At 70.1% G+C, this 24639-nt stretch carries 24 protein-coding genes and 2 pseudogenes; 21 read left to right on the top strand and 5 right to left on the bottom strand.

Annotated elements, in window-relative coordinates:
• The first annotated feature begins 12 nt into the window (after window positions 1-12).
• Window positions 13-831, top strand: a complete 819-nt coding sequence (locus RLT59_RS08155; RefSeq protein WP_311302799.1) for an inositol monophosphatase family protein — start codon at window positions 13-15, stop codon at window positions 829-831.
• Window positions 832-938: 107 nt separating this feature from the next.
• Here the strand turns inward: RLT59_RS08155 and RLT59_RS08150 are convergent, their stop codons facing one another.
• Window positions 939-1112, bottom strand: coding sequence for a hypothetical protein (locus tag RLT59_RS08150; RefSeq protein ID WP_185092415.1), 174 nt, complete (start codon window positions 1110-1112; stop codon window positions 939-941).
• A 394-nt stretch (window positions 1113-1506) separates the two neighbouring features.
• Here RLT59_RS08150 and RLT59_RS08145 point away from each other — a divergent pair, with 394 nt between their 5' ends.
• The 4 genes from RLT59_RS08145 to RLT59_RS08130 all read left to right on the top strand — a co-directional run bounded on the left by RLT59_RS08145 (window position 1507) and on the right by RLT59_RS08130 (window position 5108).
• Window positions 1507-2160 carry a response regulator transcription factor gene (locus RLT59_RS08145; RefSeq protein WP_024490544.1) on the top strand — a complete coding sequence of 218 codons (654 nt, stop codon included), beginning with the start codon at window positions 1507-1509 and terminating at the stop codon, window positions 2158-2160.
• 5 nt (window positions 2161-2165) lie between these two features.
• Window positions 2166-3401: a sensor histidine kinase gene (locus RLT59_RS08140; RefSeq protein WP_311302798.1), complete on the top strand. Its 1236-nt coding sequence runs from the start codon at window positions 2166-2168 to the stop codon at window positions 3399-3401.
• Window positions 3402-3805: 404 nt separating this feature from the next.
• On the top strand, window positions 3806-4102 hold the full coding sequence (locus tag RLT59_RS08135; protein ID WP_003965732.1) for a DUF4193 domain-containing protein: 297 nt from the start codon (window positions 3806-3808) through the stop codon (window positions 4100-4102).
• A gap of 13 nt (window positions 4103-4115) precedes the next feature.
• Window positions 4116-5108, top strand: a complete 993-nt coding sequence (locus RLT59_RS08130; RefSeq protein ID WP_311302796.1) for a hypothetical protein — start codon at window positions 4116-4118, stop codon at window positions 5106-5108.
• Between the two features lie 5 nt (window positions 5109-5113).
• Here RLT59_RS08130 and RLT59_RS08125 read toward each other — a convergent pair whose 3' ends face one another.
• Window positions 5114-5572 carry a DUF3093 domain-containing protein gene (locus RLT59_RS08125; RefSeq protein WP_311302795.1) on the bottom strand — a complete coding sequence of 153 codons (459 nt, stop codon included), beginning with the start codon at window positions 5570-5572 and terminating at the stop codon, window positions 5114-5116.
• A gap of 58 nt (window positions 5573-5630) precedes the next feature.
• Here RLT59_RS08125 and RLT59_RS08120 point away from each other — a divergent pair, with 58 nt between their 5' ends.
• From RLT59_RS08120 to RLT59_RS08065, 12 genes and pseudogenes are all read left to right on the top strand, one after another.
• Window positions 5631-6215, top strand: a complete 585-nt coding sequence (locus RLT59_RS08120; protein WP_311302794.1) for a PaaI family thioesterase — start codon at window positions 5631-5633, stop codon at window positions 6213-6215.
• A complete protein-coding gene (gene dut / locus RLT59_RS08115; RefSeq protein WP_311302793.1) occupies window positions 6215-6748 on the top strand; it encodes a dUTP diphosphatase in 534 nt (177 codons plus the stop codon). Before RLT59_RS08120 ends, dut begins: the two co-directional genes overlap by 1 nt.
• A 1-nt stretch (window position 6749) precedes the next feature.
• Window positions 6750-7514 carry a DUF3710 domain-containing protein gene (locus RLT59_RS08110; RefSeq protein WP_311302792.1) on the top strand — a complete coding sequence of 255 codons (765 nt, stop codon included), beginning with the start codon at window positions 6750-6752 and terminating at the stop codon, window positions 7512-7514.
• A 330-nt stretch (window positions 7515-7844) separates the two neighbouring features.
• Window positions 7845-7934, top strand: coding sequence for a K(+)-transporting ATPase subunit F (gene kdpF, locus RLT59_RS08105; RefSeq protein WP_037777601.1), 90 nt, complete (start codon window positions 7845-7847; stop codon window positions 7932-7934).
• A gap of 7 nt (window positions 7935-7941) precedes the next feature.
• Window positions 7942-9606, top strand: coding sequence for a potassium-transporting ATPase subunit KdpA (gene kdpA / locus RLT59_RS08100; RefSeq protein ID WP_311302791.1), 1665 nt, complete (start codon window positions 7942-7944; stop codon window positions 9604-9606).
• Window positions 9607-9632: 26 nt separating this feature from the next.
• Window positions 9633-11708, top strand: a pseudogene (gene kdpB, locus RLT59_RS08095) (potassium-transporting ATPase subunit KdpB).
• Between the two features lie 6 nt (window positions 11709-11714).
• Window positions 11715-12392: a potassium-transporting ATPase subunit C gene (locus tag RLT59_RS08090; RefSeq protein WP_311302790.1), complete on the top strand. Its 678-nt coding sequence runs from the start codon at window positions 11715-11717 to the stop codon at window positions 12390-12392.
• 74 nt (window positions 12393-12466) lie between these two features.
• The gene (locus RLT59_RS08085; RefSeq protein ID WP_311302789.1) at window positions 12467-13204 is read left to right on the top strand and encodes an ABC transporter ATP-binding protein; all 738 of its coding nucleotides are present in this window, start codon (window positions 12467-12469) and stop codon (window positions 13202-13204) included.
• A 160-nt stretch (window positions 13205-13364) separates the two neighbouring features.
• Window positions 13365-15908 carry a sensor histidine kinase gene (locus RLT59_RS08080; RefSeq protein ID WP_311302788.1) on the top strand — a complete coding sequence of 848 codons (2544 nt, stop codon included), beginning with the start codon at window positions 13365-13367 and terminating at the stop codon, window positions 15906-15908.
• 55 nt (window positions 15909-15963) lie between these two features.
• Window positions 15964-16656, top strand: a complete 693-nt coding sequence (locus RLT59_RS08075) for a response regulator (RefSeq protein ID WP_073737653.1) — start codon at window positions 15964-15966, stop codon at window positions 16654-16656.
• 86 nt (window positions 16657-16742) lie between these two features.
• Window positions 16743-17159: an OB-fold nucleic acid binding domain-containing protein gene (locus tag RLT59_RS08070; protein ID WP_311302787.1), complete on the top strand. Its 417-nt coding sequence runs from the start codon at window positions 16743-16745 to the stop codon at window positions 17157-17159.
• 3 nt (window positions 17160-17162) lie between these two features.
• Window positions 17163-17942, top strand: a complete 780-nt coding sequence (locus RLT59_RS08065) for a DUF3159 domain-containing protein (RefSeq protein WP_311302786.1) — start codon at window positions 17163-17165, stop codon at window positions 17940-17942.
• 94 nt (window positions 17943-18036) lie between these two features.
• Here RLT59_RS08065 and RLT59_RS08060 read toward each other — a convergent pair whose 3' ends face one another.
• Both RLT59_RS08060 and RLT59_RS08055 read right to left on the bottom strand, forming a co-directional pair.
• On the bottom strand, window positions 18037-18714 hold the full coding sequence (locus RLT59_RS08060) for a potassium channel family protein (protein ID WP_311302785.1): 678 nt from the start codon (window positions 18712-18714) through the stop codon (window positions 18037-18039).
• The gene (locus RLT59_RS08055) at window positions 18714-19382 is read right to left on the bottom strand and encodes a potassium channel family protein (protein WP_024490560.1); all 669 of its coding nucleotides are present in this window, start codon (window positions 19380-19382) and stop codon (window positions 18714-18716) included. Before RLT59_RS08055 ends, RLT59_RS08060 begins: the two co-directional genes overlap by 1 nt.
• A 350-nt stretch (window positions 19383-19732) precedes the next feature.
• On the opposite strand from RLT59_RS08055, the gene RLT59_RS08050 reads away from it, so the two are divergent.
• Window positions 19733-21781 (top strand): APC family permease, encoded by a 2049-nt coding sequence (locus RLT59_RS08050; protein WP_311302784.1) that lies wholly within the window; start codon window positions 19733-19735, stop codon window positions 21779-21781.
• Window positions 21782-21901: 120 nt separating this feature from the next.
• The gene (locus RLT59_RS08045; protein ID WP_311302783.1) at window positions 21902-23260 is read left to right on the top strand and encodes a class I SAM-dependent RNA methyltransferase; all 1359 of its coding nucleotides are present in this window, start codon (window positions 21902-21904) and stop codon (window positions 23258-23260) included.
• 250 nt (window positions 23261-23510) lie between these two features.
• Here the strand turns inward: RLT59_RS08045 and RLT59_RS08040 are convergent.
• Window positions 23511-23677, bottom strand: a pseudogene (locus RLT59_RS08040) (GDP-mannose pyrophosphatase); the annotation flags it as partial.
• 26 nt (window positions 23678-23703) lie between these two features.
• Here RLT59_RS08040 and RLT59_RS08035 point away from each other — a divergent pair.
• Both RLT59_RS08035 and RLT59_RS08030 read left to right on the top strand, forming a co-directional pair.
• Window positions 23704-23961 (top strand): hypothetical protein, encoded by a 258-nt coding sequence (locus RLT59_RS08035; RefSeq protein ID WP_311307998.1) that lies wholly within the window; start codon window positions 23704-23706, stop codon window positions 23959-23961.
• Window positions 23962-24108: 147 nt separating this feature from the next.
• Window positions 24109-24624, top strand: coding sequence for a hypothetical protein (locus RLT59_RS08030; protein WP_311302782.1), 516 nt, complete (start codon window positions 24109-24111; stop codon window positions 24622-24624).
• Window positions 24625-24639: the final 15 nt, after the last annotated feature.

Raw genomic sequence — 24639 nt, 5'->3', positions numbered from 1 at the left:
TCCGGGAGCGCCGTGACCGACCCCCTGCTGTCCGAACTGCTCGACCTCGCCCTGGACGCCGCCCACCGGGCCGGCGCGCTGCTGCGCGACGGACGCCCCGCCGATCTGGGGGTGGCCGCGACCAAGTCCAGCCCGGTGGACGTCGTCACCGAGATGGACATCGCCGCCGAGAAGCTGATCACCGGCTTCCTCTCAGAGCGCCGCCCGCAGGACGGCTTCCTCGGTGAGGAGGGCGCCAGCTCCGAGGGCAGCAGCGGCGTCCGCTGGGTGATCGACCCGCTCGACGGCACCGTGAACTACCTGTACGGGCTGCCCACCTGGGCCGTCTCCATCGCCGCCGAGCGGGACGGCGAGCGGGTCGTGGGCGTGGTGGAGGCCCCGATGCGCCGGGAGACCTACCACGCGGTCCTCGGCGGCGGCGCGTACGCGAAGGGCGGCGCGTACGGGGACGGTGCCGTCCTGCGCTGCCGGCCCGCCCCGCCGCTCGACCAGGCGCTCGTGTCGACCGGCTTCAACTACGTGGCCGACGTCCGCGCGCACCAGGCCGAGGTGGTCCGGGTGCTGCTGCCGCGCCTCCGGGACATCCGGCGTGGCGGGTCCGCCGCGATCGACCTCTGCGACGTCGCCGCGGGCCGCCTCGACGGCTACTACGAGCGCGGCCTCCACCCGTGGGACCTGGCGGCCGGTGACCTCATCGCCAGGGAGGCCGGCGCGCTGACCGGCGGGCGGCCGGAGGCGGCGGCCGACGGCGGCCTGACGGTGGCCGCCTCACCCGGTGTCTTCGAACCGCTCCAGTCCCTGCTGGAGGAGCTCGGCGCCTGGCACGACTGAGCGCGCCCGGACCACCCGGAAACCGCTGTGCGGCCCGTGGGCGGCACCTGAACGGAGAAGGCCCCGCAGGTGCCGGTACGGCACCTGCGGGGCCTTCTCGCAACGGCTCAGACGCTTGTGGCGCCGATGTGGACTCCGTGCTCCGCGGCGAGGCGGTGCAGATCCTCCAGCTCGCTCTGCTCGACGTCCGCGAGGAAGTCGTCGCCCGTCTCGCGGGCTTTCGTGAGGTCGGACTCGGTGGTCTGGATGCGTTGCAGCAGACCTGCGGTGAAAGCGTCCATGAGGCGCCCCCTCATCGTGGGTCGGTGGCACGGGGGTGTGCCCGGGTTTCCCTCCGCCGAAGCGGTAGGGCGGGTGATCACGCGGCCTCCGGAGGAACGGAGGGGCCAGTGGTACGCCACATACGAGACGTGATCGCGGGTGTGAAAACGTCCTCCCCAGCCCGACCCTCAGAGAAACCTCAACTGGCCCGGAAAACCACCGCCTTCCGGGAAGCCGCAGGTGGGACCGCGCCGTCTTACCGCCGGTTTATACGCGTTACGGGCAGGATGGAGGCGCACAGACCCGGCCCGGGTGCGGCCCGGATCACCGGCCGGCGGTCCGATTCGAACGTTCCGCCGGTCGCTTTCGGACACTGTGCGGCTCTGTTGTGGAAGTTCTAAGGAAGGAAGCGCCGTGCGCGTACTCGTCGTGGAGGACGAGCAGCTGCTCGCCGATGCGGTGGCCACCGGATTGCGCCGGGAGGCCATGGCCGTCGATGTCGTGTACGACGGTGCGGCGGCACTGGAGCGCATCGAGGTCAACGACTACGACGTCGTGGTGCTGGACCGGGACCTCCCCCTGGTGCACGGCGACGACGTGTGCCGGCGGATCGTCGAGCTGGGCATGCCGACCCGGGTGCTCATGCTCACCGCCTCCGGGGACGTCAGCGACCGGGTGGAGGGCCTGGAGCTCGGCGCCGACGACTATCTGCCCAAACCCTTCGCCTTCAGCGAGCTGACCGCACGGGTACGCGCCCTCGGCCGCCGTACGACCGTCGCGCTGCCCCCCGTCCTGGAACGCGCCGGGATCAAGCTCGACCCGAACCGCCGCGAGGTCTTCCGCGGCGAGCAGGAGGTCCAGCTCGCGCCCAAGGAGTTCGCGGTGCTGGAGGTCCTCATGCGCAGCGAGGGCGCCGTGGTCTCGGCCGAGCAGCTCCTGGAGAAGGCCTGGGACGAGAACACCGACCCGTTCACCAACGTCGTCCGGGTCACCGTCATGACCCTGCGGCGCAAACTCGGTGAGCCGCCCGTGATCGTCACCGTGCCCGGCTCCGGCTACCGGATCTGACGGCGGTGCCCACGGTCCAGCCGCCACCGACGGCGCCCCCCAAGCCCACCTGGGAGCCCAAGCAGCAGGAGCCCCCGTACCCCTGGCTGCGTCCGACGATCCGGATACGCCTCACCCTGCTGTACGGCGGCATGTTCCTGATCGCCGGCATCCTGCTGCTCTCGATCATCTACATGCTGGCCGCGCAGGCCCTGCACGTGGGCAGCGAGCTGCCGTTCAAGATCGTCGACGGTCATGTGTCCAGCAACGTCTGCAATCTGCTGGGGGAGGGGACGTCGCCGAACTCCGTCAACGCGGCGATGAACTCCTGCGTCAACCACCAGCGCCAGCAGGCGCTCGACACGCTCCTCAACCGGTCGCTGCTGGCCCTCGTGGGCCTGAGCATCATCGCCTTCGCCTTCGGTTACGCGATGGCGGGACGGGTGCTCTCGCCGCTGGGCCGGATCACCCGCATCGCGCGCCGGGTGGCCGGCACGGATCTGTCCAGGCGCATCGAGCTGGACGGTCCGGACGACGAGCTCAAGGAGCTCGCGGACACCTTCGACGACATGCTGGAGCGGCTGGAGCGGGCCTTCACCGCGCAGCAGCGGTTCGTCGGGAACGCGTCGCACGAGCTGCGCACGCCCCTGGCGATCAACCGCACGCTGCTGGAGGTCCACCTCTCCGATCCGCAGGCGCCCCCGGAGCTCAAACAGCTCGGCAAGACGCTGCTGGCCACCAACGAGCGCAGTGAGCAGCTGGTCGAGGGCCTGCTGCTGCTCGCCCGCAGTGACAACCAGATCGTCGAGCGCAAACCCGTCGACCTCGCGGAGGTCGCCTCGCGCGCCCTCGACCAGACCCGGGCGGAGGCCGAGGCCAAGGGCGTGGAGATGCGCGGTGAGCTGGCCCCGGCCGTAGTGCAGGGCAACGGTGTGCTGCTGGAGCGGATCGCGCTGAACCTGGTGCAGAACGCGGTGCGCTACAACGTCCCGGACAGCGGCTGGGTCGAGGTCACCACCGAGCTCCTGCCGGGCCAGGCCGTGCTCGTCGTCTCGAACACCGGGCCGGTGGTCCCGGCGTACGAGATCGACAACCTCTTCGAGCCCTTCAGACGGCTGCGTACCGAGCGGACGGGCAGCGACAAGGGGGTGGGGCTGGGCCTGTCGATCGCGCGGTCCGTCGCGCGGGCTCACGGAGGCCGTATCATCGCGGAGCCCCGCGAGGGTGGTGGTCTAGTGATGCGCGTCTCACTGCCTGTCTGACAGGCAGGACGGAGCGATTCGCACGAGGATTATTTTGTTCGCTTTGAGCGGAATTTTCGGGACCCGATCCCGGACGGCCCGTGTGTGATCGATCACAAGAGCGAATTGCCGGCCGTCCACGCTCCGTGATCAGGGCCCCCACCGGAAATCCGCCAAAAGTCGGGGTTTTCGGGGGTCATTATCACGGGAAGTACACGGGGTGGTACCGGTCAACGGCACCGCCGGGACCGTGTACGGTCCCCATCGCCACCCAAGCCGATCGCCATAAGGCGGTCCTTTCGGGTGTCGATTGAGTAACAGACCTTGATGTGAGGCAAAATCTCCGCCTCGGGTCGGGCACAAGTCCGGCCTCTCACGCGTTACGTGCGCTGAGACACCGCAGACACCCAGAGGGGGAGAGCGACATGGCAACGGATTACGACACCCCACGAAAGACCGACGACGACGTCGATCAGGACAGCCTTGAAGAGCTCAAGGCTCGTCGGAGCGACAAGACGGCCTCGGCCGTCGATGTCGACGAGTTCGACGCGGCCGAAGGACTGGAGCTGCCCGGCGCAGACCTGTCCAACGAAGAGCTGGCCGTAAGGGTCCTGCCCAAGCAGGCCGACGAATTCACGTGCATGAGCTGTTTCCTCGTGCACCACCGCAGTCAGCTGGCCCGTGAGAAGAACGGCCAGCCGATCTGCCGCGACTGCGACTGAGGTCCGGTCGGCCGTGGCAGGGGACACACCGTTCCGGAAGCGGCGTCACCGGCGCGGTAAAGAGCTGGAGGCGCATGAGGGCGGTACCGGCCCGGCAGAAGGCCTAGCAGCGCCTGCCGAGCCGTCCGCCCTGCCACCCTCGCCGGGCGGACAGGAAGAGGAGCGGGGTCGGCCGGCCTCGCTCGAAGCAGCCGGCACAGCCGAAGCGGCTGCGGAAGTCGACGCGGCCGACAGGGCCGAACAGGTCGACAGGACGGAGCCCGTGACCGGGGCAGGCCGTCTGAACTCAGTGAAACGGGGCGTACGCAAGGGCGGGGAGAGCGCCAGGGCAGCGATCGGTCATATCGCGGACCTGATCATCGATATCGCTCCCCGCGTCCCTGTGCGCGATCTCGCCACCCTGCGCAAGCAGTTTCCCGGCCTCGGGCCCGAGGAGCTGGCCGACCGGCTCGTCGCGGGCGCGGGCAAGGCCACCGCCACCGTCGGCGCCGGAATCGGCGCGGCGGCCATGATGCCCATACCACCCGCCATGCTCGCCGAGCTGGCCACGGAGATCACCGGCGTGGCCGCGATCGAGATGAAGCTCGTCGCCGAGCTCCACGAGGTGTACGGACTCCGTCCGCCGGGCGGCATCGCCCAGCGCTCCACCGCCTACCTGACTTCCTGGACCGAGGAACGCGGTATCGACGTCGCCCGTCCGGTGACCGTCAACGCGGCACTCGGCGGCCAGATGAAGCGCGAGCTGCGCCAGCAGATCATGAAGCGCACCGTGCGCGATCTGCCGAACCTGATCCCGTTCATGGTCGGCGCCACGGTCGGCGCGATGATGAACCGCCGCGAGACCAGAAGACTCGCGGAGCGGGTCAGGAAGGATCTGCGCAAGCGGCAGGTCCCCTGGGACCGGCTCCCCGAGCTGCCCCCGCTGGAACGGCCCGCGCTCCCGTACGAACCCCTCCCGGAGGCCACGGCGGACCGGCCCCCGAAAGACCCGGAAGAAAAGCCCTAGGGGCCTCAGGCCCGTACCGCCGCCTTCAGCGCCGCCACCAGTGCCTTCGGCTCGCGCGTCGACAGATAGACGTACGGGGTCGGGTCCTGCGGGTCGGTGATCTTCACCCGCACCGCCGTCGGGATGTAGCTGCGCAGCAGCATGAAGGCCCGGGTGTCCGCCTTGTACGAGCGCCAGGCGCGCGCCTCCTCCGCGTCCAGCACCTCGGCCTCACCGAGCGCCGAGACCGGGATCCGCGCGTCACCCGCCACCAGGGCGTCACCCACCACCCGGATCCGGATGGAGCCGTACGAGCTCACCACCACCGCGGAGGCGACCGTGCCGCCCACCAGTCCGGCGAGCAGCGGCAGGGTGCCCAGGGGCAGCAGCATCAGCGCGCAGGCGATGCCGAAGAGGAAGCAGATCACCCACCAGGAACGGGGTGCGGTGAGGCGTTCGTCGAAGGGCGGGGCGGAAGGCTGCATGAGCCCAAGCTTGGCACGGCGCGACCTGCGGGTAGCCGCGCGGGTAAGGTCTGCGGCTGTGAGTGGAACATCTGCGGCTCTGAAGCCCCCGGCCGACGCGGTGAAACCGGTCCGGCATCCCGACGCGCCGGCCCCCGGCGAGCTCCTCGGCGCGCACTACGAAGACTGTTTCGGCTGCGGCGGGGGACAGCCGCACGGGCTGCACCTCCAGGCGAGGGCCGGCGAGGGCGTCGGAGTCACCGCCGAGTTCACCGTCCAGGCGGCCCACCAGGGCGCCCCCGGCCTGGCGCACGGCGGGGTGCTGGCCACCGCGCTCGACGAGACGCTCGGCTCGCTGAACTGGCTGCTGCGGGTGATCGCGGTGACCGGACGGCTGGAGACCGACTTCGTCCGCCCCGTACCCGTCGACACCGTGCTGTTCCTCGACGCCGAGATCACCGCCGTGCACGGCCGCAAGATCTACTCCAGGGCCACCGGCCGGATCGGCGGCCCGGACGGGCCCGTGGCGGTCCGCGCCGAGGCCCTCTTCATCGAGGTCAAAGTCGACCACTTCATCGACAACGGCCGCCCCGCCGAGATCCAGGCGGCGATGGCCGACCCGGACCAGGTGAAGCGCGCCCGCGCCTTCGAGGTGAACCCCTGATGCGACACCCCGTGGACGTGCTGATCCGCCGGACGGACCCGGACGTGCCGATTCCGTCCTACGGCCACCCCGGCGACGCCGGAGCCGATCTGGTGACCACGCGGGCCGCGGAGCTCGCGCCCGGCGAGCGGGCCGTGCTGCCCACCGGGGTTTCGATCGCACTGCCCGACGGGTACGCCGCGTTCGTGCACCCCCGGTCAGGTATCGCCGCGCGCTGTGGAGTCGCACTGGTGAATGCCCCGGGGACGGTTGATGCCGGGTACCGTGGAGAGATCAAGGTGATCGTCATCAATCTCGACCCGCGCGAGTCCGTGCGGTTCGAGCGGTTCGACCGGATTGCCCAACTGGTCGTGCAGCAGGTCGAGAAGGTGCGCTTCCACGAGGTGTCGGAGCTTCCCGGTTCGGCGCGGGCCGAAGGGGGCTTCGGGTCCACCGGCGGTCATGCCGCCGTTGATGTTGATGGCGTCCGGGGCGAGCTTCCCCAGGACGGGAACAGCTACGCTTCGGTCGATTCCGACCGGGAAGGACAGTGACGTGTTCGGACGTCGCAAGGACAGTGGTGCCGCCGAGGACAAGGCGGACGAAGCGCGCGAGGCCGAGCAGGTCGTCGACGGGCTCGATGACGCCGAGGGCGGGTCGCGCCGGATGAACCTTCCGCCGGCGCCGCGGCCGGACGGGCCGTGGGACATCGAAGAGGTCTCCCAGCCCGGCGAGGGCCGGGTGGACCTGGGCGGCATCTTCGTGCCCGGTGTCGAGGGCATGGAGCTGCGCGTGGAGGTGGCCGGTGACGCGATCGTCGCCGCCACCGTGGTGCTCCGTGACAGCGCGATCCAGCTGCAGGCCTTCGCCGCCCCCAAGAAGGAGGGCATCTGGCGCGAGGTCCGCGACGAGATCGCCTCCGGCATCACCCAGCAGGGCGGGATCATCGACGAGGTCGAGGGCCCGCTGGGCTGGGAGCTGCGCGCGCAGGTCCCCGTACAGCTTCCCGACGGGGCGAACGGCGTGCAGCTGGTCCGCTTCGTCGGCATCGACGGCCCGCGCTGGTTCCTGCGCGGTGTGATCTCCGGCCAGGGTGCCGTGCAGCCGGAGGCGGCCGGTCTGCTGGAGACGGTCTTCCGGGACACCGTGGTGGTCCGCGGCGACGGCCCGATGGCCCCGCGCGACCCGATCGTCCTGAAGCTTCCCAACGATGCCCAGATGGTGCCCGAGGGCGTTCAGCAGGAGGAGCAGGAGAGCTCGAAGTTCTCCGGTGGCATGGCGGGCCTCCAGCGCGGCCCCGAGATCACCGAGGTGCGCTGACCCCGCACCCGTAAGCACCGGCCGGTGGGCCGTGTCCCCGTACAGGGACACGGCCCACCGGCTTTCGCGTTCCCGGCTGCCGCCGGGGCCGGGGCGGCAGGCGTCGTATGGGGCGCGTATCGGGCACGTACAGGTGCCGTCAAGGACCGGCTCCTCTCCGTATGGGGGGCATCAACGCAGGTCAAAGCGGTGTCTGTGGCGGGTTTGCTCAGGGGGTCCGAGAAATCCGCACCTCAACCGGGAGCATCCGATGGCCGATCTGGCCTTCGTCGTCACCACGATCGCGGTCTGCGCGCTGGTGGCATTCATCGCTAAGGGGGTGACGAAGCTGTGACCGCGGAAAACGTGGTGGGCCTCGTCGTGGCCGTCGCCCTGCTGGGCTATCTCGTCCTCGCCCTCCTGTACCCGGAGAGGTTCTGAGCCCGTTATGGGCCCCGTCCTCGCAGGTGTGCTCCAGCTGCTCGCGCTCGTCGTGGCGCTGGGTCTGGCGTACCGCCCGCTCGGTGACCACATGGCCCGCGTCTACACCTCGCCCCGCCATCTGCGGGCCGAGAAGTGGATATACAAGGCCATCGGCGCCGACCCGAACACACAGATGCGCTGGCCCGCCTGTCTCCGCGGTGTGCTGGCCTTCTCCGCCGTGAGCGTCCTCTTCCTGTACCTGCTGCAGCGGCTCCAGGGCTCGCTGCCCGGTTCGCTCGGCTTCGTCTCGATCGACCCCGACCAGGCGTTCGACACGGCTGCGTCCTTCGTCGCCAACACCAACTGGCAGTCGTACTCCGGCGAACAGGCCATGGGCCACGTCGTGCAGACCTGCGGCCTCGCGGTGCAGAACTTCGTTTCCGCCGCCGTCGGCATCGCCGTCGCGGTGGCGCTCGTACGGGGCCTCGCCGCCACCCGTACCGGTGAACTCGGCAACTTCTGGACCGACCTGGTGCGCGGCACCGTACGGATCCTGCTGCCGGTCTCGGTGATCGGCGCGCTCGTGCTGGTCGGCTGCGGGGCGATCCAGAACTTCTCCGGCATCCATGAGGTCGGGCAGTTCATGGGCGGTTCGCAGCAGTGGAACGGCGGAGCGGTCGCCTCCCAGGAGGCCGTCAAGGAGCTGGGCACCAACGGCGGCGGCTACTTCAACGCCAACTCTGCCCACCCCTTCGAGAATCCGAACGGGCTCTCCAACCTCTTCGAGATCTTCCTGATCCTCCTCATCCCGTTCGCGCTGACCCGCACGTTCGGCCGGATGACCGGTTCGCTCAAGCAGGGCTACGCGATCCTCGCCACCATGGGCGTCATCTGGCTCGGCTTCACCGCGCTGATGATGTGGACCGAGTTCGCCCACCACGGGCCCGCGTTCGAGATCGCGGGCGGCGCCATGGAGGGCAAGGAGAACCGTTTCGGCGTCGGCGGCTCCTCGCTCTTCGCGGTGGCCACCACCCTCACCTCGACCGGCGCGGTGAACTCCTTCCACTCCTCGTTCACCGGCTTCGGCGGCGGCATCACGATGCTCGGCATGCAGCTTGGCGAGATCGCCCCCGGAGGCACCGGATCCGGCCTCTACGGAATGCTGCTCATGGCGGTCATCGCGGTGTTCATCGCCGGACTGATGGTCGGCCGCACGCCCGAGTACCTCGGCAAGAAGATCGGCACCCGCGAGATCAAGCTGGCGGCCTGCTACATCCTCGTCACCCCGGCCCTGGTGCTCGGCTTCACCGCCGTCGCGATGGCCCTGCCCACCCCGGCCGACTCGATGACCAACACGGGCGCGCACGGCTTCTCCGAGATCCTCTACGCCTACACCTCGGGCGCCAACAACAACGGTTCGGCGTTCGCCGGACTGGCCGCCGACACTCCGTGGTTCAACACCACGATCGGACTGGCGATGCTGCTGGGCCGGTTCCTGCCCATGGTGTTCGTCCTCGCGCTCGCGGGCTCGTTCGCCGAGCGGCGGCCCGTGCCGGTGACCGCCGGCACCCTCGGCACGCACCGGCCGCTCTTCAGCGGACTGCTCGCCGCCACCGTCATGATCGTCGCCGGTCTGACCTACTTCCCGGCCCTGGCTCTGGGCCCCCTGGCCGAGGGGCTCGCGTCATGACCCTCCGTACGAAGCAGAAGGACACCATGTCCACCGTCACACCGGGCCCGTGCACCGCACCGGGACAACCCGTCAGGGCGCGTCGGCGCAGGCCTCTTCGACCCGGGGATGCTGATCGCCGCGTTCCCCGACGCGGTCCGCGAACTCGACCCCCGGGTGATGATCAAGTCGCCGGTGATGTTCGTGGTGCTGACCGGCTCGGTGCTCACCACCGTGCTGGCGGCCCTGGACCCGTCCGGCCGGGGCGATCACCGCCTGGCTCTGGCTGACCACGGTCTTCGCCAACCTGGCGGAGGCGGTCGCCGAGGGCCGCGGCAAGGCCCAGGCGGACACCCTGCGCCGGGCCGGGACGGGCACTGTCGCCCGCCGCCTGACGGGCGGCGGCGAGGAGCGGACAGCCGGCACCGAACTGCGCGTCGGTGACCTGGTGGTCTGCGAGGCCGGCGACATCATCCCGGGCGACGGGGACGTCGTCGAGGGCGTGGCCAGCGTCGACGAATCCGCGATCACCGGCGACACCGCACCGGTCATCCGGGAGTCCGGCGGCGACCGCAGCGCGGTGACCGGCGGTACGAAGGTGCTCTCCGACCGCGTCGTCATCAAGACCACCACCAAACCCGGGGAAACCTTCATCGACCGGATGATCGCCCTCGTCGAGGGCGCCGCCCGGCAGAAGACGCCCAACGAGATCGCGCTGAACATCCTGCTCGCCTCGCTGACCATCGTGTTCCTGCTGGCCGTGGTCACCCTCCAGCCGTTCACCGGCTACGCGGGCAGCGAGCAGTCCATGACCGTGCTGGCCGCACTGCTGGTCTGCCTGATCCCGACCACCATCGGCGCGCTGCTCTCCGCGATCGGCATCGCGGGCATGGACCGGCTGGTACAGCGCAACCTGCTCGCCATGTCGGGCCGCGCCGTCGAGGCGGCGGGCGACGTGTCGACCCTGCTGCTCGACAAGACCGGCACCATCACCCTCGGCAACCGGCAGGCCGCCGCGTTCCTCCCGGTCGGGGGCGTGACGGAGGCCGAGCTGGCGGACGCCGCCCAGCTCTCCTCGCTGGCCGACGAGACGCCGGAGGGCCCGCTCCGTCGTCGTCCTGGCCAAGGAGGCGTACGGGCTCCGCGAGCGCCATCAGGGGCAGCTGTCCCGTGCGGAGTGGGTGGGCTTCACCGCCCGGACCCGGATGTCCGGGGTGGACCTCGACGGACGCCGGATCCGCAAGGGCGCCACCGGCTCGGTCACCGCCTGGGTCCGGGAGCGGGGCGGCACGGTCCACCCCGACGTCGCCGCGCTCACGGACCGGATCTCCCGCGAGGGCGGCACGCCGCTGCCGGTCGCGGTCGACGACGGGGAGGGCGCCCGGGTCCTGGGCGTCATCCACCTCAAGGACGTCGTCAAGGAGGGCATGCGCGAGCGGTTCGGTGAACTGCGCCGGATGGGCATCCGCACGGTCATGATCACCGGCGACAACCCGCTCACGGCGAAGGCGATCGCGCGGGAGGCGGGCGTCGACGACTTCCTCGCCCAGGCCACCCCCGAGGACAAGATGGCCCTCATCAAGCGGGAACAGGCCGGCGGCAGGCTCGTCGCGATGACCGGCGACGGCACGAACGACGCCCCGGCGCTCGCCCAGGCCGACGTCGGCGTCGCCATGAACACCGGGACCTCGGCCGCCAAGGAGGCCGGGAACATGGTGGACCTGGACTCCGACCCGACCAAGCTGATCGAGATCGTCGAGATCGGCAAACAGCTGCTGATCACCCGTGGCGCACTGACCACGTTCTCCATCGCCAACGACGTCGCGAAGTACTTCGCGATCATCCCCGCGATGTTCGCCGCGGTCTATCCGGGCCTGGACAGGCTCAACATCATGGATCTGTCCTCGCCCCGGTCCGCGATCCTGTCCGCCGTGATCTTCAACGCGCTGATCATCGTCGCGCTGGTGCCGCTCGCGCTGAAGGGCGTGCGCTACCGGCCGGCCGGCGCCGACTCGATGCTCCGGCGCAACCTCGGGATCTACGGACTCGGCGGACTGATCGCCCCGTTCATCGGCATCAAGATCATCGACCTGATCATCTCCCTCATCCCCGGAATCGGCTGACCTGCCATGAACAACTCATTCGCGAACGCCGTGCGGCCGCTCCGGTCCGCGCTGCGCGCCCTGCTCGTCCTCACCCTGATCTGCGGCGTCCTCTACCCGCCCGCCGTCACCGGGGTCGCCCAGGGCCTCATGCCGGGCCGGGCCAATGGCTCCGAAATCACCGCGAACGGCGAGACCGTCGGCTCCGGACTCATCGGGCAGCGCTACGACCTGCCGCTCAGGAAGGGCCAGCAGACCCCGGCCCCGGATCTCAGGTGGTTCCAGCCGCACCCCTCCAACGGTCTCGGCACAAACAGCGTCAACACGCGGTACTCGCTGCTGGTCTCCGGCGCGACCAACCGCTCCGGCGACAACAAGGAGCTGATCGAGTGGGTCACCGCCGCCAAGGCCGCGGCCGTGAAGGACAACTCCGTCCCCGGCCACCCCGTCAGCCCCGCGCAGGTGCCGCCCGACGCCGTCACCTCCTCCGGCTCGGGTCTCGACCCGGACGTCTCCCCGGCGTACGCCCGGCTCCAGGTCCGCCGGGTCGCCGAGCGCAACCACCTGGACCCGGCGCGGATGGCGGAGCTGGTGGAGCGGCACACCGACGGCCGGATCCTGGGCTTCGCGGGTGAACCGAGCGTCAACGTGCTCCGGCTGAACATCGCCCTGAAGCAGCTCGTGAACGCCTCGGCCGGGCGCTGACCGGCCGCGGTGCCCGGGTCCGGCCGCCTCGGCCGGACCCGGGCATTGCCCGTCGCCGGGCCTCCCGCACATACATGACCGAGAGCATCGACGCGGCGGGCACCGGCCGGAAGAGCGGCACGACCCTCACGGAGCGGCCCATGGTCCGGGTCGAGGACCTGCACCGCTCGTACGGCTCCGGCGCCGCCGCCACGCACGCGCTGCGCGGGGTGTCCTTCGAGGTACCGCGCGGTGAGCTCGTCGCGCTCAAGGGACGCTCCGGCTCCGGAAAGACCACCCTGCTGAACCTCGTCGGAGGGCTCGACACCCCGGACAGCGGCCGGATCACCGTGGACGGCACCGACCTCTCCACGCTCGGCGAGAACGGCCTGCTGGAACTGCACCGCGACCGGATCGGGTTCATCTTCCAGTCGTTCGGCCTGATCCCCATCCTGACGGCGGCGGAGAACGTCGGCGTACCCATGCGGCTGCGCAAGGCAGAGCCGCGCGAGCGCGAGGAGCGGGTGTCGCTGCTGCTCTCCCTGGTCGGCCTCGCGGACCACGCCGCCCAGCGCCCCGGCGAGCTCTCCGGCGGCCAGCAGCAGCGGGTGGCGATCGCTAGAGCGCTCGCCAACCGGCCCGCCCTGCTGATCGCGGACGAGCCCACCGGACAGCTCGACGCGGAGACCGGCCTCGCGGTGATGGAACTGCTGCGCGCGGTCGTGCACAGCGAGGGCGTCACCGCGCTCGTCGCCACCCACGACGCCCAGCTGCTCGGCCTCGCGGACCGGGTACTGGAACTCAGCGACGGGCACATCGTCGAACACGCCTGAGGGCTGTCCAGGGCCGCGGGAGCCCGCCCGGCCGGGCATCAGAATTACGTCAATACGGTCAGCTCCAGCACCCCCCGCCCGATATGCCGGAAATTCACGGGGTAGCTTCGACAGTGGCTGCCGCATCGGCCGCAGCCGGTTTCGGGAAGACGATGGGGCCATGGCGCGCGGCAAACTTCGGATCTACCTCGGTGCGGCACCGGGCGTCGGCAAGACGTACGCCATGCTTTCCGAGGCGCACCGCCGGGTGGAGCGGGGCACGGACTGCGTCGTCGGCTTCGTCGAGCACCACGACCGCCCGCGCACCGAGGTCATGCTGCACGGCCTCGAACAGACCGGGCGCCGCGAGATCGAGTACCGCTCCGCGGTCTTCACCGAGATGGACGTCGACGCGGTCCTGGAGCGCGCACCCGCCGTCGCCCTGGTGGACGAACTGGCGCACACCAATGTGCCCGGCTCCCGCAACGCCAAGCGCTGGCAGGACGTCGAGGAACTCCTCCAGGCCGGCATCGACGTGGTCTCCACCGTCAACATCCAGCACCTGGAGTCCCTCGGCGACGTCGTCGAGTCGATAACCGGCGTGCGCCAGCGCGAGACCGTGCCCGACGAGGTGGTCCGCCGCGCCGACCAGCTCGAACTGGTCGACATGTCGCCCCAGGCGCTGCGCCGGCGGATGGCCCACGGCAACATCTACAAGCCGGACCGGATCGACGCCTCGCTCTCCAACTACTTCCGCCCCGGCAACCTCACCGCCCTGCGCGAGCTGGCCCTCCTCTGGGTGGCCGACCGGGTCGACGAATACCTCCAGCAGTACCGGGGCGAGCACAACATCCGCACCACCTGGCAGGCCCGCGAACGCATAGTCGTCGGGCTCACCGGAGGTCCCGAGGGCCGCACCCTCATCCGCCGCGCCTCCCGGATGGCGGCCAAGGGCTCCGGCAGCGAGATCCTCGCCGTCTACATCGCCCGCAGCGACGGGCTGACCTCGGCCTCGCCCAAGGAGCTCACCGTCCAGCGCACGCTCGTCGAGGACCTCGGCGGCACCTTCCACCACGTCATCGGCGACGACATACCCTCGGCCCTCCTCGAATTCGCCCGGGGCGTCAACGCCACCCAGATCGTCCTCGGCTCCAGCCGCCGCAAGGCCTGGCAGTACATCTACGGACCCGGCGTCGGCGCCACCGTCGCCCGCGAGTCCGGCACCGACCTCGACGTCCACATCGTCACCCACGACGAGGTCGCCAAGGGCAGGGGCCTGCCCATCGCCAGGGGCGCCCGGCTCGGCCGGGCCCGGATCATCTGGGGCTGGATCGTCGGCGTGGGCGGCCCGGTCCTCCTCGCGCTGCTCCTCAAGGGCCTGGAGAACGGCCCCGGGCTCGCCAACGACGTCCTGCTCTTCCTCTTCATGACCGTCGCCGCCGCCCTGCTCGGCGGACTGCTGCCCGCCCTCGCCTCGGCCGCCGTGGGCTCGATGCTGCTGAACTACTGGTTCACTCCGCCCACCCACACCCTGACCGTCCAGGACCCCGAGAACTTCGTCGCCATCGTGATCTTCTTCGCGGTGGCCGTCGCGGTGGCCTCCGTCGTCGATCTGGCGGCCCGCCGCACCCACCAGGCCGCCAGGCTGCGCGCCGAGTCCGAGATCCTGTCGTTCCTGGCCGGCAGCGTGCTGCGCGGCGAGACGACCCTGGCCGCGCTGCTCGACCGGGTCCGCGAGACCTTCGGCATGGGGTCCGTCGCCCTGCTGGAGCGGCAGAGCGACGTCGATCCCTGGACCTGCGCCGGGAGCGTCGGGCCGGGGCCGGTCGCCCGGCCGGAGGAGGCCGATGTGGACATGCCCGTCGGTGACCACATGGCCCTCGCGCTCTCCGGCCGGGTGCTGCCCGCGGAGGACCGCCGGGTGCTCGGCGCCTTCGCCGCCCAGGCCGCCGTCGTCCTGGACCGCCAGCGCCTCGTCGGCGAGGCGGAGGAGGCCCGCCGGCTCGCGGAGGGCAACCGGATCAGGACCGCCCTGCTGGCCGCCGTCAGCCACGACCTGCGCACCCCGCTCGCCGCCATCAAGGCCGCCGTCTCCTCTCTGCGCTCCGATGACGTCGCCTGGTCCGAGGACGACGAGGCCGAGCTCCTGGAAGGCATCGAGGACGGCGCCGACCGCCTCGACCACCTGGTGGGCAACCTCCTCGACATGTCCCGGCTGCAGACCGGCACCGTCACCCCGCTGATCCGCGAGATCGACCTCGACGAGGTCGTACCGATGGCCCTGGGCGGCGTGCCGGAGGACAGCGTCGAACTCGACATCCCCGAGACGCTGCCGATGGTCGCCGTCGACCCCGGGCTGCTGGAGCGGGCCGTCGCCAACATCGTCGAGAACGCCGTCAAGTACAGCCCGGACGGCGACCGCGTCACGGTGGCCGCCAGCGCGCTGGGCGCCCGCGTCGAGCTGCGGGTGGCCGACCGCGGGCGGGGCGTCCCCGACGACGGCAAGGAACGCATCTTCGAACCCTTCCAGCGCTACGGCGACGCCCCGCGCGGCGCCGGCGTCGGCCTGGGCCTCGCCGTGGCCCGCGGCTTCGTGGAGTCCATGGGCGGCACGCTGGACGCGGAGGACACCCCCGGCGGCGGCCTCACCATGGTCCTGACCCTCAGCGCGGCCTCCGGACACCTCCCGGCCGCCCCCGACCTGCCCGCGCGGGTCACCTCATGACCCACGTACCGCAGACCGCCGCACAACCCCCGTACAGCAGAGAGGCAGGACCGAGATGACCCGGGTGCTTGTGGTCGACGACGAGCCGCAGATCGTACGCGCCCTCGTGATCAACCTGAAGGCGCGCAAGTACGAGGTGGACGCCGCGCCCGACGGAGCGACCGCCCTCCAGCTCGCCGCCGCCCGCCACCCCGACGTCGTCGTGCTGGACCTCGGGCTGCCCGACATGGACGGCGTCGAGGTCATCAGGGGGCTGCGCGGCTGGACCCGGGTGCCGATCCTGGTGCTCTCGGCCCGGCACACCTCCGACGAGAAGGTCGAGGCGCTGGACGCGGGGGCCGACGACTACGTCACCAAGCCGTTCGGCATGGACGAGCTGCTGGCCCGGCTGCGCGCCTCCGTACGCCGCGCCGAGCCCGTCGGACAGGACGGCGGCGACCAGGCCGTGATCGTCGAGACCACGGGCTTCACCGTCGACCTGGCCGCCAAGAAGGTCCAGCGCGAGGGCCGGGACGTACGGCTCACCCCCACCGAGTGGCACCTGCTGGAGGTACTGGTCCGCAACAGCGGCCGGCTGGTCAGCCAGAAGCAGCTGCTCCAGGAGGTCTGGGGACCTTCCTACGGCACCGAGACCAACTATCTGCGGGTCTACATGGCGCAGCTGCGGCGCAAGCTGGAGGCCGATCCCGCCCATCCCCGGCACTTCGTCACCGAACCGGGGATGGGCTACCGCTTCGAGCGGGCCTGACGTCAGCCGCCCGCTTCCTCCGCTAACCCGTTCGAGTGAGACCGCGGCCACCCGCCACGACCTCCGGGGACCGGTACGCTTCGGTTATGAGTGCTGTCCCTCGATTCGAGAAGGCCGGGAAGGCCGAGCGGCCGTCCGGGCGCTTCCGCCGGATGCTCGACCGGCTCTCCAGCTCCCAGGAGGAGCTGGAGCGCGAGGAGCTGGCGGAGGACTCGCACGCCTCGGGATGCACCCGGATCTCCGAGTGCAGCGACCGCCAGATCGTCAAGGTCACTGGTACCTTGCGGACGGTCACCCTGCGACCGCGCGCCGGAGTGCCCGCCCTGGAGGCGGAGCTCTTCGACGGCACCGCGCCGCTGGACGTGGTCTGGCTCGGCCGCCGCTCCATCGTGGGCATCGAGCCGGGCCGCAAGCTCATCGCCTCCGGCCGGATCTCCATGAGCCACGGGCGCCGGGTGCTGTTCAACCCCAAATACGAACTCCGACCGCTCGGCAAGGAGTAGCCGGTGACGTCTCTTGACAAGCCGACGTCCGACACGGACCCCACCACCCGCACCGACCAGCAGGAGGCCGACGCGAAGGCGGTCACAGAGGCCGCGCTCTTCGAGGCCTTCGGCGGCATCCGGGGCATGGTGGAGACAGTCCTGCCGGGGCTGCTCTTCGTCACGATCTTCACCATCGACAAGAACCTCACCTATTCGGCCATCGCGGCCGTGGCGGTTTCGCTGGTGCTCGTGGCCGTCCGGCTCATCCGCAGGGACACCGTCAAGCACGCCTTCAGCGGGGTCTTCGGTGTGGCCTTCGGTGTCGTCTTCGCGAAGATGACCGGCAACGCCAAGGACTTCTACCTCCCGGGCATGATCTACACGCTCGGACTGGCCCTCGCCTACCTGGTCACCACGGTGGCGGGACTGCCGCTGATCGGCCTGATCCTGGGCCCGGTCTTCAAGGAGAACCTCTCCTGGCGCACCAGGAACCCCGGCCGCAAGAAGGCCTACGCCAAGGCCAGCTACGCCTGGGGACTGATCCTGCTCGCCAAGTGCGCGATCCTCTTCCCGCTGTACTGGTGGGGCGACACCACCCAGTTCGGCTGGGTCCTGGTGGCACTGAAGATCCCGCCGTTCCTGCTCGCGGTCTACCTCACCTGGGTCTTCCTCGCCAAGGCGCCGCCGCCCATCGACGTCTTCGCCGAGATGGAGGCGGAGGAGCAGGCCGAGAAGGACCACAAGGCCGAGCAGGACCGTGCGGCGGCCGCCGCCGAAGCGGCCCGCGGTCAGGAATTCTGAGCGGGGACACGCCCGGGGTCACGAATTCTGAGCGGGGACACGTAGCGGGGCCCGGCACCGCCACTGGCGGTGCCGGGCCCCTCCAACGTTCCGGTCAGCTCCCCGAGTCCCCCTGGCGCACCGACAGCAGGTCCTCCAACTGCTCCTCGCGCGCCTGGGCCGCGACGAACAGCAGCTCGTCACCGGCCTCCAGGGTCTCCTCCGTGCTCGGCGTCAGAACCCGCTGACCGCGGATGATCGTCACCAGCGAGGTGTCCTCGGGCCACGCCACATCCCCGACCTGGGTACCGGCCAGCGCCGATTCCGGGGGCAGCGTCAGCTCGACCAGGTTGGCGTCGCCGTGGCTGAAGCGCAGCAGCCGGACCAGATCACCGACGCTCACCGCCTCCTCGACCAGGGCCGACATCAGCCTCGGGGTGGAGACCGCGACATCGACGCCCCAGGACTCGTTGAACAGCCACTCGTTCTTCGGGTTGTTCACCCGGGCGACGACCCTCGGCACGCCGTACTCCGTCTTGGCGAGCAGCGAGACGACCAGGTTCACCTTGTCGTCGCCGGTCGCGGCGATCACGACGTTGCAGCGCTGCAGAGCCGCCTCGTCCAGCGAGGTGATCTCGCAGGCGTCCGCCAGCAGCCACTCGGCCATCGGCACCCGCTCCACCGAGATGGCGGTCGGCGCCTTGTCGACGAGCAGCACCTCGTGACCGTTCTCCAGCAGCTCGGCCGCGATGGAACGTCCCACCGCACCGGCCCCGGCAATCGCGACACGCATCAGTGACCGCCCTCCTCAGGGCCCTCGGCGAAGGCCGCCTCGACCTTCGCGATCTCGTCCGTACGCATCATCACGTGGACCAGATCGCCCTCCTGCAGCACCGTCTGCGACGACGGCAGTATGGCTTCGCCCAGTCGGGTGAGGAACGCCACGCGGACGCCCGTCTCCTCCTGCAGCGTGCTGATCTTGTGGCCGATCCAGGACGGCGTGGTGTGCACCTCCGCGAGCTGCACACCGCCACTCGGATCCCGCCACAGCGGCTCCGCGCCCGAGGGCAGCAGCCGCCGCAGCATCTGGTCCGCGGTCCAGCGCACCGTGGCGACCGTCGGGATGCCGAGCCGCTGGTAGACCTCGGCGCGCCGGGGGTCGTAGATCCTGGCCGCGACGTTCTCGATGCCGAACATCTCGCGCGCCACCCGGGCCGCGATGATGTTGGAGTTGTCGCCGCTGCTGACCGCCGCGAACGCGCCGGCCTCTTCGATCCCCGCCTCTCGGAGGGTGTCCTGGTCGAAACCGACGCCGCTGACACGACGGCCGCCGAATCCGGAGCCGAGGCGCCGGAACGCGGTGGGGTCCTGGTCGATGACGGCGACCGTGTGCCCCTGCTGCTCCAGGGTCTGCGCGAGAGCGGCTCCTACTCGCCCGCAGCCCATGATGACGATGTGCACCTTGCGCCTACCTCGCAGTCCTGATCGTCCGGCTGACCTGCGAAAACACCCTGCTCACACTCTTTCCTCGGCTGGCCGGGCAAACAATGGGGCAACGGTTCGCCCCGTTGCCCAGGATGAGCTTATGCGGCGCCGGGTGCGTTGCCTCATTCGAGTCTCCTTTCCCCGTGGCCACGATGGCAAAGGGGCGGCTCCCGAACTGTTCCGGCGCGTTTCCGGGCTCTTCGGAGCCCCCCGGCGCAAGGATTGCGTCAAGGATTTCGTGGCTTTTCCGTCGGAGTGCAGGAGATTCAAGTGATACGGGGGTGGTGCGTGGGCGGGCCCCATACAGAACCCTTACGATCCACAGCGTGTCCAAACTGACCGACGTGCCCAAACGGATCCTGATCGGACGGGCCCTGCGCAGCGACAAGCTGGGGGAGACACTCCTCCCCAAGCGCATCGCCCTGCCCGTCTTCGCATCCGATCCGCTGTCCTCGGTGGCGTACGCACCCGGCGAAGTCCTCCTGGTGCTGTCCATCGCGGGCGTGTCGGCGTACCACTTCAGCCCGTGGATCGCGGTCGCCGTCGTGGTCCTGATGTTCACCGTCGTCGCCTCGTACCGGCAGAACGTGCACGCGTACCCGAGCGGGGGCGGCGACTACGAGGTCGCGACCACCAACCTCGGCCCGAAGGCCGGACTGACCGTGGCCAGCGCCCTGCTGGTCGACTACGTCCTCACCGTCGCCGTGTCGATCGCCTCCGGGGTGGAGAACCTCGGCTCCGCGATCCCGTTCGTCGTCGAGCACAAGACGGCCTGTGCCGTCGCGGCCATCGTGCTGCTCACGGTGATGAACCTGCGCGGCGTGAAGGAGTCCGGGAAGCTCTTCGCCATCCCGACGTACCTCTTCGTGGCCGGCGTCTTCGTCATGATCATCTGGGGTGCCTTCCGGGGACTCGTCCTGGGCGACACGATGCACGCCCCGACCTCCGGCTACACGATCAGGGCCGAACACCAGGGCCTGGCGGGCTTCGCCCTCGTCTTCCTCCTGCTGCGGGCGTTCTCCTCCGGCTGCGCCGCCCTCACCGGCGTCGAGGCGATCAGTAACGGCGTCCCCGCGTTCCGCAAGCCCAAGAGCAAGAACGCCGCCACCACCCTCGCGGCGATGGGCCTGCTGGCCGTCACCATGTTCTGCGGCATCATCGGGCTGGCCATGGCCACCGACGTGAAGATGGCCGAGAACCCGGCGAAGGACCTGATCAGCAACGGCTCCCCGGTCGGTTCCGGCTTCGTCCAGGACCCGGTGATCTCCCAGGTCGCGGCCGCCGTGTTCGGCGACGGAACGTTCTTCTTCGTCATCCTCGCCGCGGCCACCGCGCTCGTCCTCTTCCTGGCCGCGAACACCGCGTACAACGGCTTCCCGCTGCTCGGCTCGATCCTGGCCCAGGACAGCTACCTGCCCCGCCAGCTGCACACCCGAGGCGACCGGCTCGCCTTCTCCAACGGCATCGTGCTGCTGGCCGGTGCGGCGATCCTGCTGGTCGTGATCTACGGGGCCGACTCGACCCGGCTGATCCAGCTCTACATCGTCGGCGTGTTCGTCTCCTTCACCCTGAGCCAGACCGGCATGGTGCGGCACTGGAACCGCCACCTGCGCGCCGAGAGGGACCCGCTCAAGCGCCGCCACATGATCCGCTCCCGCGCGATCAACACCTTCGGCGCCTTCTTCACCGGCCTGGTGCTCGTCGTCGTCCTCGCCACCAAGTTCACCCACGGCGCCTGGGTCGCGCTGCTCGGCATGGTGATCTTCTACGGCACGATGACCGCGATCCGTAAGCACTACGACCGGGTCGCCGCGGAGATCGCCGCCGACGAGGGGCCGTCCGACGAGAGCATCAGGCCTTCCAGGGTCCACTCGATCGTCCTGGTCTCCAAGCTCCACCGCCCCACCCTGCGCGCGCTCGCCTACGCGAAGCTGATCCGCACGGACCACCTGGAGGCGCTCTCCATCAGCGTCGACCCGGCCGAGACGAAGATCCTCAGGGAGGACTGGGAACGGCGCGGCATCAACGTACCGCTGAAGATCCTGGACTCCCCGTACCGCGAAGTGACCCGTCCGGTCATCGAGTACGTCAAGGGCCTGCGCCGGGAGAGCCCGCGCGATGTCGTGAGCGTCTACATCCCCGAGTACGTCGTCGGCCACTGGTACGAGCACCTGCTGCACAACCAGAGCGCCCTGCGGCTCAAGGGCCGGCTGCTCTTCACCCCGGGCGTGATGGTCACCTCCGTCCCGTACCAGCTGGAGTCCTCCGAAGCGGCCAAGAAGCGCGCCCGCAGGCGCGCGAACTGGACCGCACCGGGCTCGGTGCGCCGGGGCCCGGTGGAACGCAGGTCCAAGGAGCACACGCACAAGAGCTGACGGGCCTTGCCCGGCCTTGCCCGATCTTCCTGGTAAGCGGCCGTACGACACCCACGTAGACTCGTAGGTTGTTGTCCGGCCGCTTGCCGTTCCCCCCTTGATCTCTGGAGCCTCCCCCTCATGCAGAACGAATCCACTTCGCCGCAGACGGGCGAAGCCCAGACCGTGGAATCGCTCGTGGGGCGGGAGTACGAGGTCGAGGTCGGCCCGGTCGCCCACGGCGGCCACTGCATCGCCCGTACGGCCGAGGGCCAGGTCCTGTTCGTACGCCACACGCTCCCCGGCGAGAAGGTCATCGCCAAGGTCACCGACGGAACGGCCGAATCCCGCTTCCTGCGCGCCGACGCGGTACAGATCATCGAGGCGTCCAAGGACCGGGTGAAGGCCCCCTGCCCGTTCGCGGGCCCCGGCAAGTGCGGCGGCTGCGACTGGCAGCACGCCAAGCCCGGCGCCCAGCGACGGCTCAAGGGCGAAGTGATCGCCGAACAGCTCCAGCACCTCGCGGGCCTCACCCCGGAGGAGGCCGGCTGGGACGGCACCGTAATGCCGGCCGAGGGCGACAAGCTCCCGCCGGGCGAGGTCCCGGCCTGGCGCACCCGGGTCCAGTACGCCATCGACGAGGACGGCCGGGTCGGACTGCGCAAGCACCGCTCGCACGACATCGAGATCATCGACCAGTGCCTGATCGCCGCCCCCGGCGTCTCCGAGCTCGGCATCGAGAAGCAGGACTGGCCCCAGATGGCCACGGTGGAGGCCATCGCCGCCACCGGCTCCAACGACCGCCAGGTCATCCTGACCCCCCGCACCGGCGGCCGCCTCCCGCTGGTCGAGCTCGACAAGCCCGTCTCTGTCCTGCGCGTCGACGAGCACGACGGCGGCGTCCACCGCGTCCACGGCCGCGGCTTCGTCCGCGAACGCGCCGACGACCGCACCTACCGCGTGGGCTCCGGCGGCTTCTGGCAGGTCCACCCGCAGGCCGCGTACACCCTGGTGAAGGCCGTCATGCAGGGCCTCATGCCGCGCAAGGGCGAAATGGCCCTCGACCTGTACTGCGGCGTCGGCCTCTTCGCCGGCTCCCTCGCGGAACGCCTCGGCGACAAGGGCGCGGTCCTCGGCATCGAGTCCGGCAAGCGCGCGGTGGAGGACGCCCGCCACAACCTCAAGGACCTGGAGCGGGTCCGCATCGAGCACGGCAAGGTCGACCAGATCCTGCCCCGCACCGGCATCACAGAGGCCGACCTCATCGTCCTCGACCCGCCCCGCGCGGGAGCCGGCAAGCAGGTCGTCAAGCGCCTCTCGTCCCTGGGCGCGCGCCGCATCGCCTACGTCGCGTGCGACCCGGCAGCCCTGGCGCGGGACCTGGCGTACTTCGCGGAGGGCGGCTACAAGGTACGGACGCTGCGGGCGTTCGACCTGTTTCCGATGACTTCGCATGTTGAGTGTGTTGCTGTTCTAGAGCCAGCAGCGAAGGGCGTCTGACCTGCCATTTTGCAGTTCCGGTGAGCTTGTTCGATCTGCCTTCGAGGCTTGGACGGGTACACCGTGTGGAGTGCGTTGCGCTACTTGATCTGCCCCTGGAGCGATGCTAGCGCGACGCCTCGGTCTTCCGGCCTGAAGCTGGCTGGCTCCGTTCTCGCTCAGCGTCTATGGCCCGACAGTGACACGGCCTCGGACGACTGGGCTGGGCGGGGGCCAGCGAGCCCTTCTCGGCGGAGCCGGTCATCGACATCGGGGCGGCGAAGAAGTGAAGGCGTTCGGTGACGGAGCCCGGCTCATGTTGGCGTCGAGGACGTGGGGGAGCGGCCCGAGCCTGACACCGAGTTCCTCGGCGCTCTCGCGGCGGATCGCGGTGTGCGGGTCGTCCGCGTCGAGCAGTCTGGCCGCCGCCTCGATGAGCCCTGGGACGTGAGGTCGACGTCGCGGTGCCGCCGTCGAAGGCGGGCACGATCGACGCCGCGGATACCGCCGGACCGACCGAGTTCGAAGAGCGGGTACGGAAGGTGTACGGTCGGCCGGTCGCGAAAGACGCTGGCCGGACGACGACCTGCGACCGGGTCGCAGTACGGAAGGACATCGAGCACGGGCAACGTGTGATCGCCGGGGCCTGGCGGCGCGTCGCCACCGGCACGACCGCGAAGCCCTGCCTCGGACGGACCACGCTCCACCGGGCCACCGACTGAGCCGACACGCAGCCTTGAGCCGCACGTCCCAGTCGACTGCATCCTGGAGAACTACGTCAAACTGGATGCCGAACCCCCGGACCCGGACTGCGCGGTGCCGTCCGGAGTCCGACGCAAGTGGCCGTTGCTGCCACGCCAGGACCGGGAATGGTCACCCCTGACCATCGTGACAGGGCAGAAGCCGGCTGCGGAGTCGGCGTTTGCCACACGATCGTTCCAGTGGGTTTCATCGCTCTCTCCATCAGCGCCGATACCGATGGACATGCAATGATCCTTGCCGTGTTTCGTCCAGCTCAGGGCCCGGATGGAAGAGGGGGAACAGGGATGTCGTTGCGTGACCTGGTCCGCGACGAGGCGATGGCGCAGATGACTCCGGCGGAACGGTTGGCTCAACTGAGGTCCGCACGGCTGTACTTCCAGCGGCCGGAGAGCCCTGGTTTTTTCGTGTCCGAGACGGTGGATGGTCCGATCGTGCCGGTCTTCACCTCCTGGGAGGGGCTGGCTCTTTTCGCGGGAGTGTGCGAATGGGCGTCGACCACAGCCGAGGACCTGGTAGATCTGCTGCCTGAAGGGGTGCGGGCCCTGGTAGACCCGTTGGGGCCAAATCCGTTCTTGTTGGAGACCTCGATGCTGGAGGAACCGGCAGAGGTGGAGGGGGAGTAGACATGACAGGGAGCG

It is taken from the genome of Streptomyces sp. ITFR-6, from assembly GCF_031844725.1.
Taxonomy (GTDB): Bacteria; Actinomycetota; Actinomycetes; order Streptomycetales; family Streptomycetaceae; genus Streptomyces.
This window is presented reverse-complemented; position numbering and strand designations above follow the sequence as displayed.

Bases quoted from the DNA above. Each gene is read 5' to 3' on its own strand.
- RLT59_RS08070 (WP_311302787.1), top strand. From the start codon at position 16,743: ATGAGTGCTGTCCCTCGATTCGAGAAGGCCGGGAAGGCCGAGCGGCCG.
- RLT59_RS08090 (WP_311302790.1), top strand. From the start codon at position 11,715: ATGAACAACTCATTCGCGAACGCCGTGCGGCCGCTCCGGTCCGCGCTG.
- RLT59_RS08075 (WP_073737653.1), top strand. From the start codon at position 15,964: ATGACCCGGGTGCTTGTGGTCGACGACGAGCCGCAGATCGTACGCGCC.
- RLT59_RS08135 (WP_003965732.1), top strand. From the start codon at position 3,806: ATGGCAACGGATTACGACACCCCACGAAAGACCGACGACGACGTCGAT.
- RLT59_RS08030 (WP_311302782.1), top strand. From the start codon at position 24,109: ATGGTCACCCCTGACCATCGTGACAGGGCAGAAGCCGGCTGCGGAGTC.
- RLT59_RS08060 (WP_311302785.1), bottom strand. From the start codon at position 18,714: ATGCGTGTCGCGATTGCCGGGGCCGGTGCGGTGGGACGTTCCATCGCG.
- RLT59_RS08080 (WP_311302788.1), top strand. From the start codon at position 13,365: ATGGCGCGCGGCAAACTTCGGATCTACCTCGGTGCGGCACCGGGCGTC.
- RLT59_RS08045 (WP_311302783.1), top strand. From the start codon at position 21,902: ATGCAGAACGAATCCACTTCGCCGCAGACGGGCGAAGCCCAGACCGTG.
- RLT59_RS08125 (WP_311302795.1), bottom strand. From the start codon at position 5,572: ATGCAGCCTTCCGCCCCGCCCTTCGACGAACGCCTCACCGCACCCCGT.
- dut (WP_311302793.1), top strand. From the start codon at position 6,215: ATGCGACACCCCGTGGACGTGCTGATCCGCCGGACGGACCCGGACGTG.
- RLT59_RS08150 (WP_185092415.1), bottom strand. From the start codon at position 1,112: ATGGACGCTTTCACCGCAGGTCTGCTGCAACGCATCCAGACCACCGAG.
- RLT59_RS08085 (WP_311302789.1), top strand. From the start codon at position 12,467: ATGACCGAGAGCATCGACGCGGCGGGCACCGGCCGGAAGAGCGGCACG.
- kdpA (WP_311302791.1), top strand. From the start codon at position 7,942: ATGGGCCCCGTCCTCGCAGGTGTGCTCCAGCTGCTCGCGCTCGTCGTG.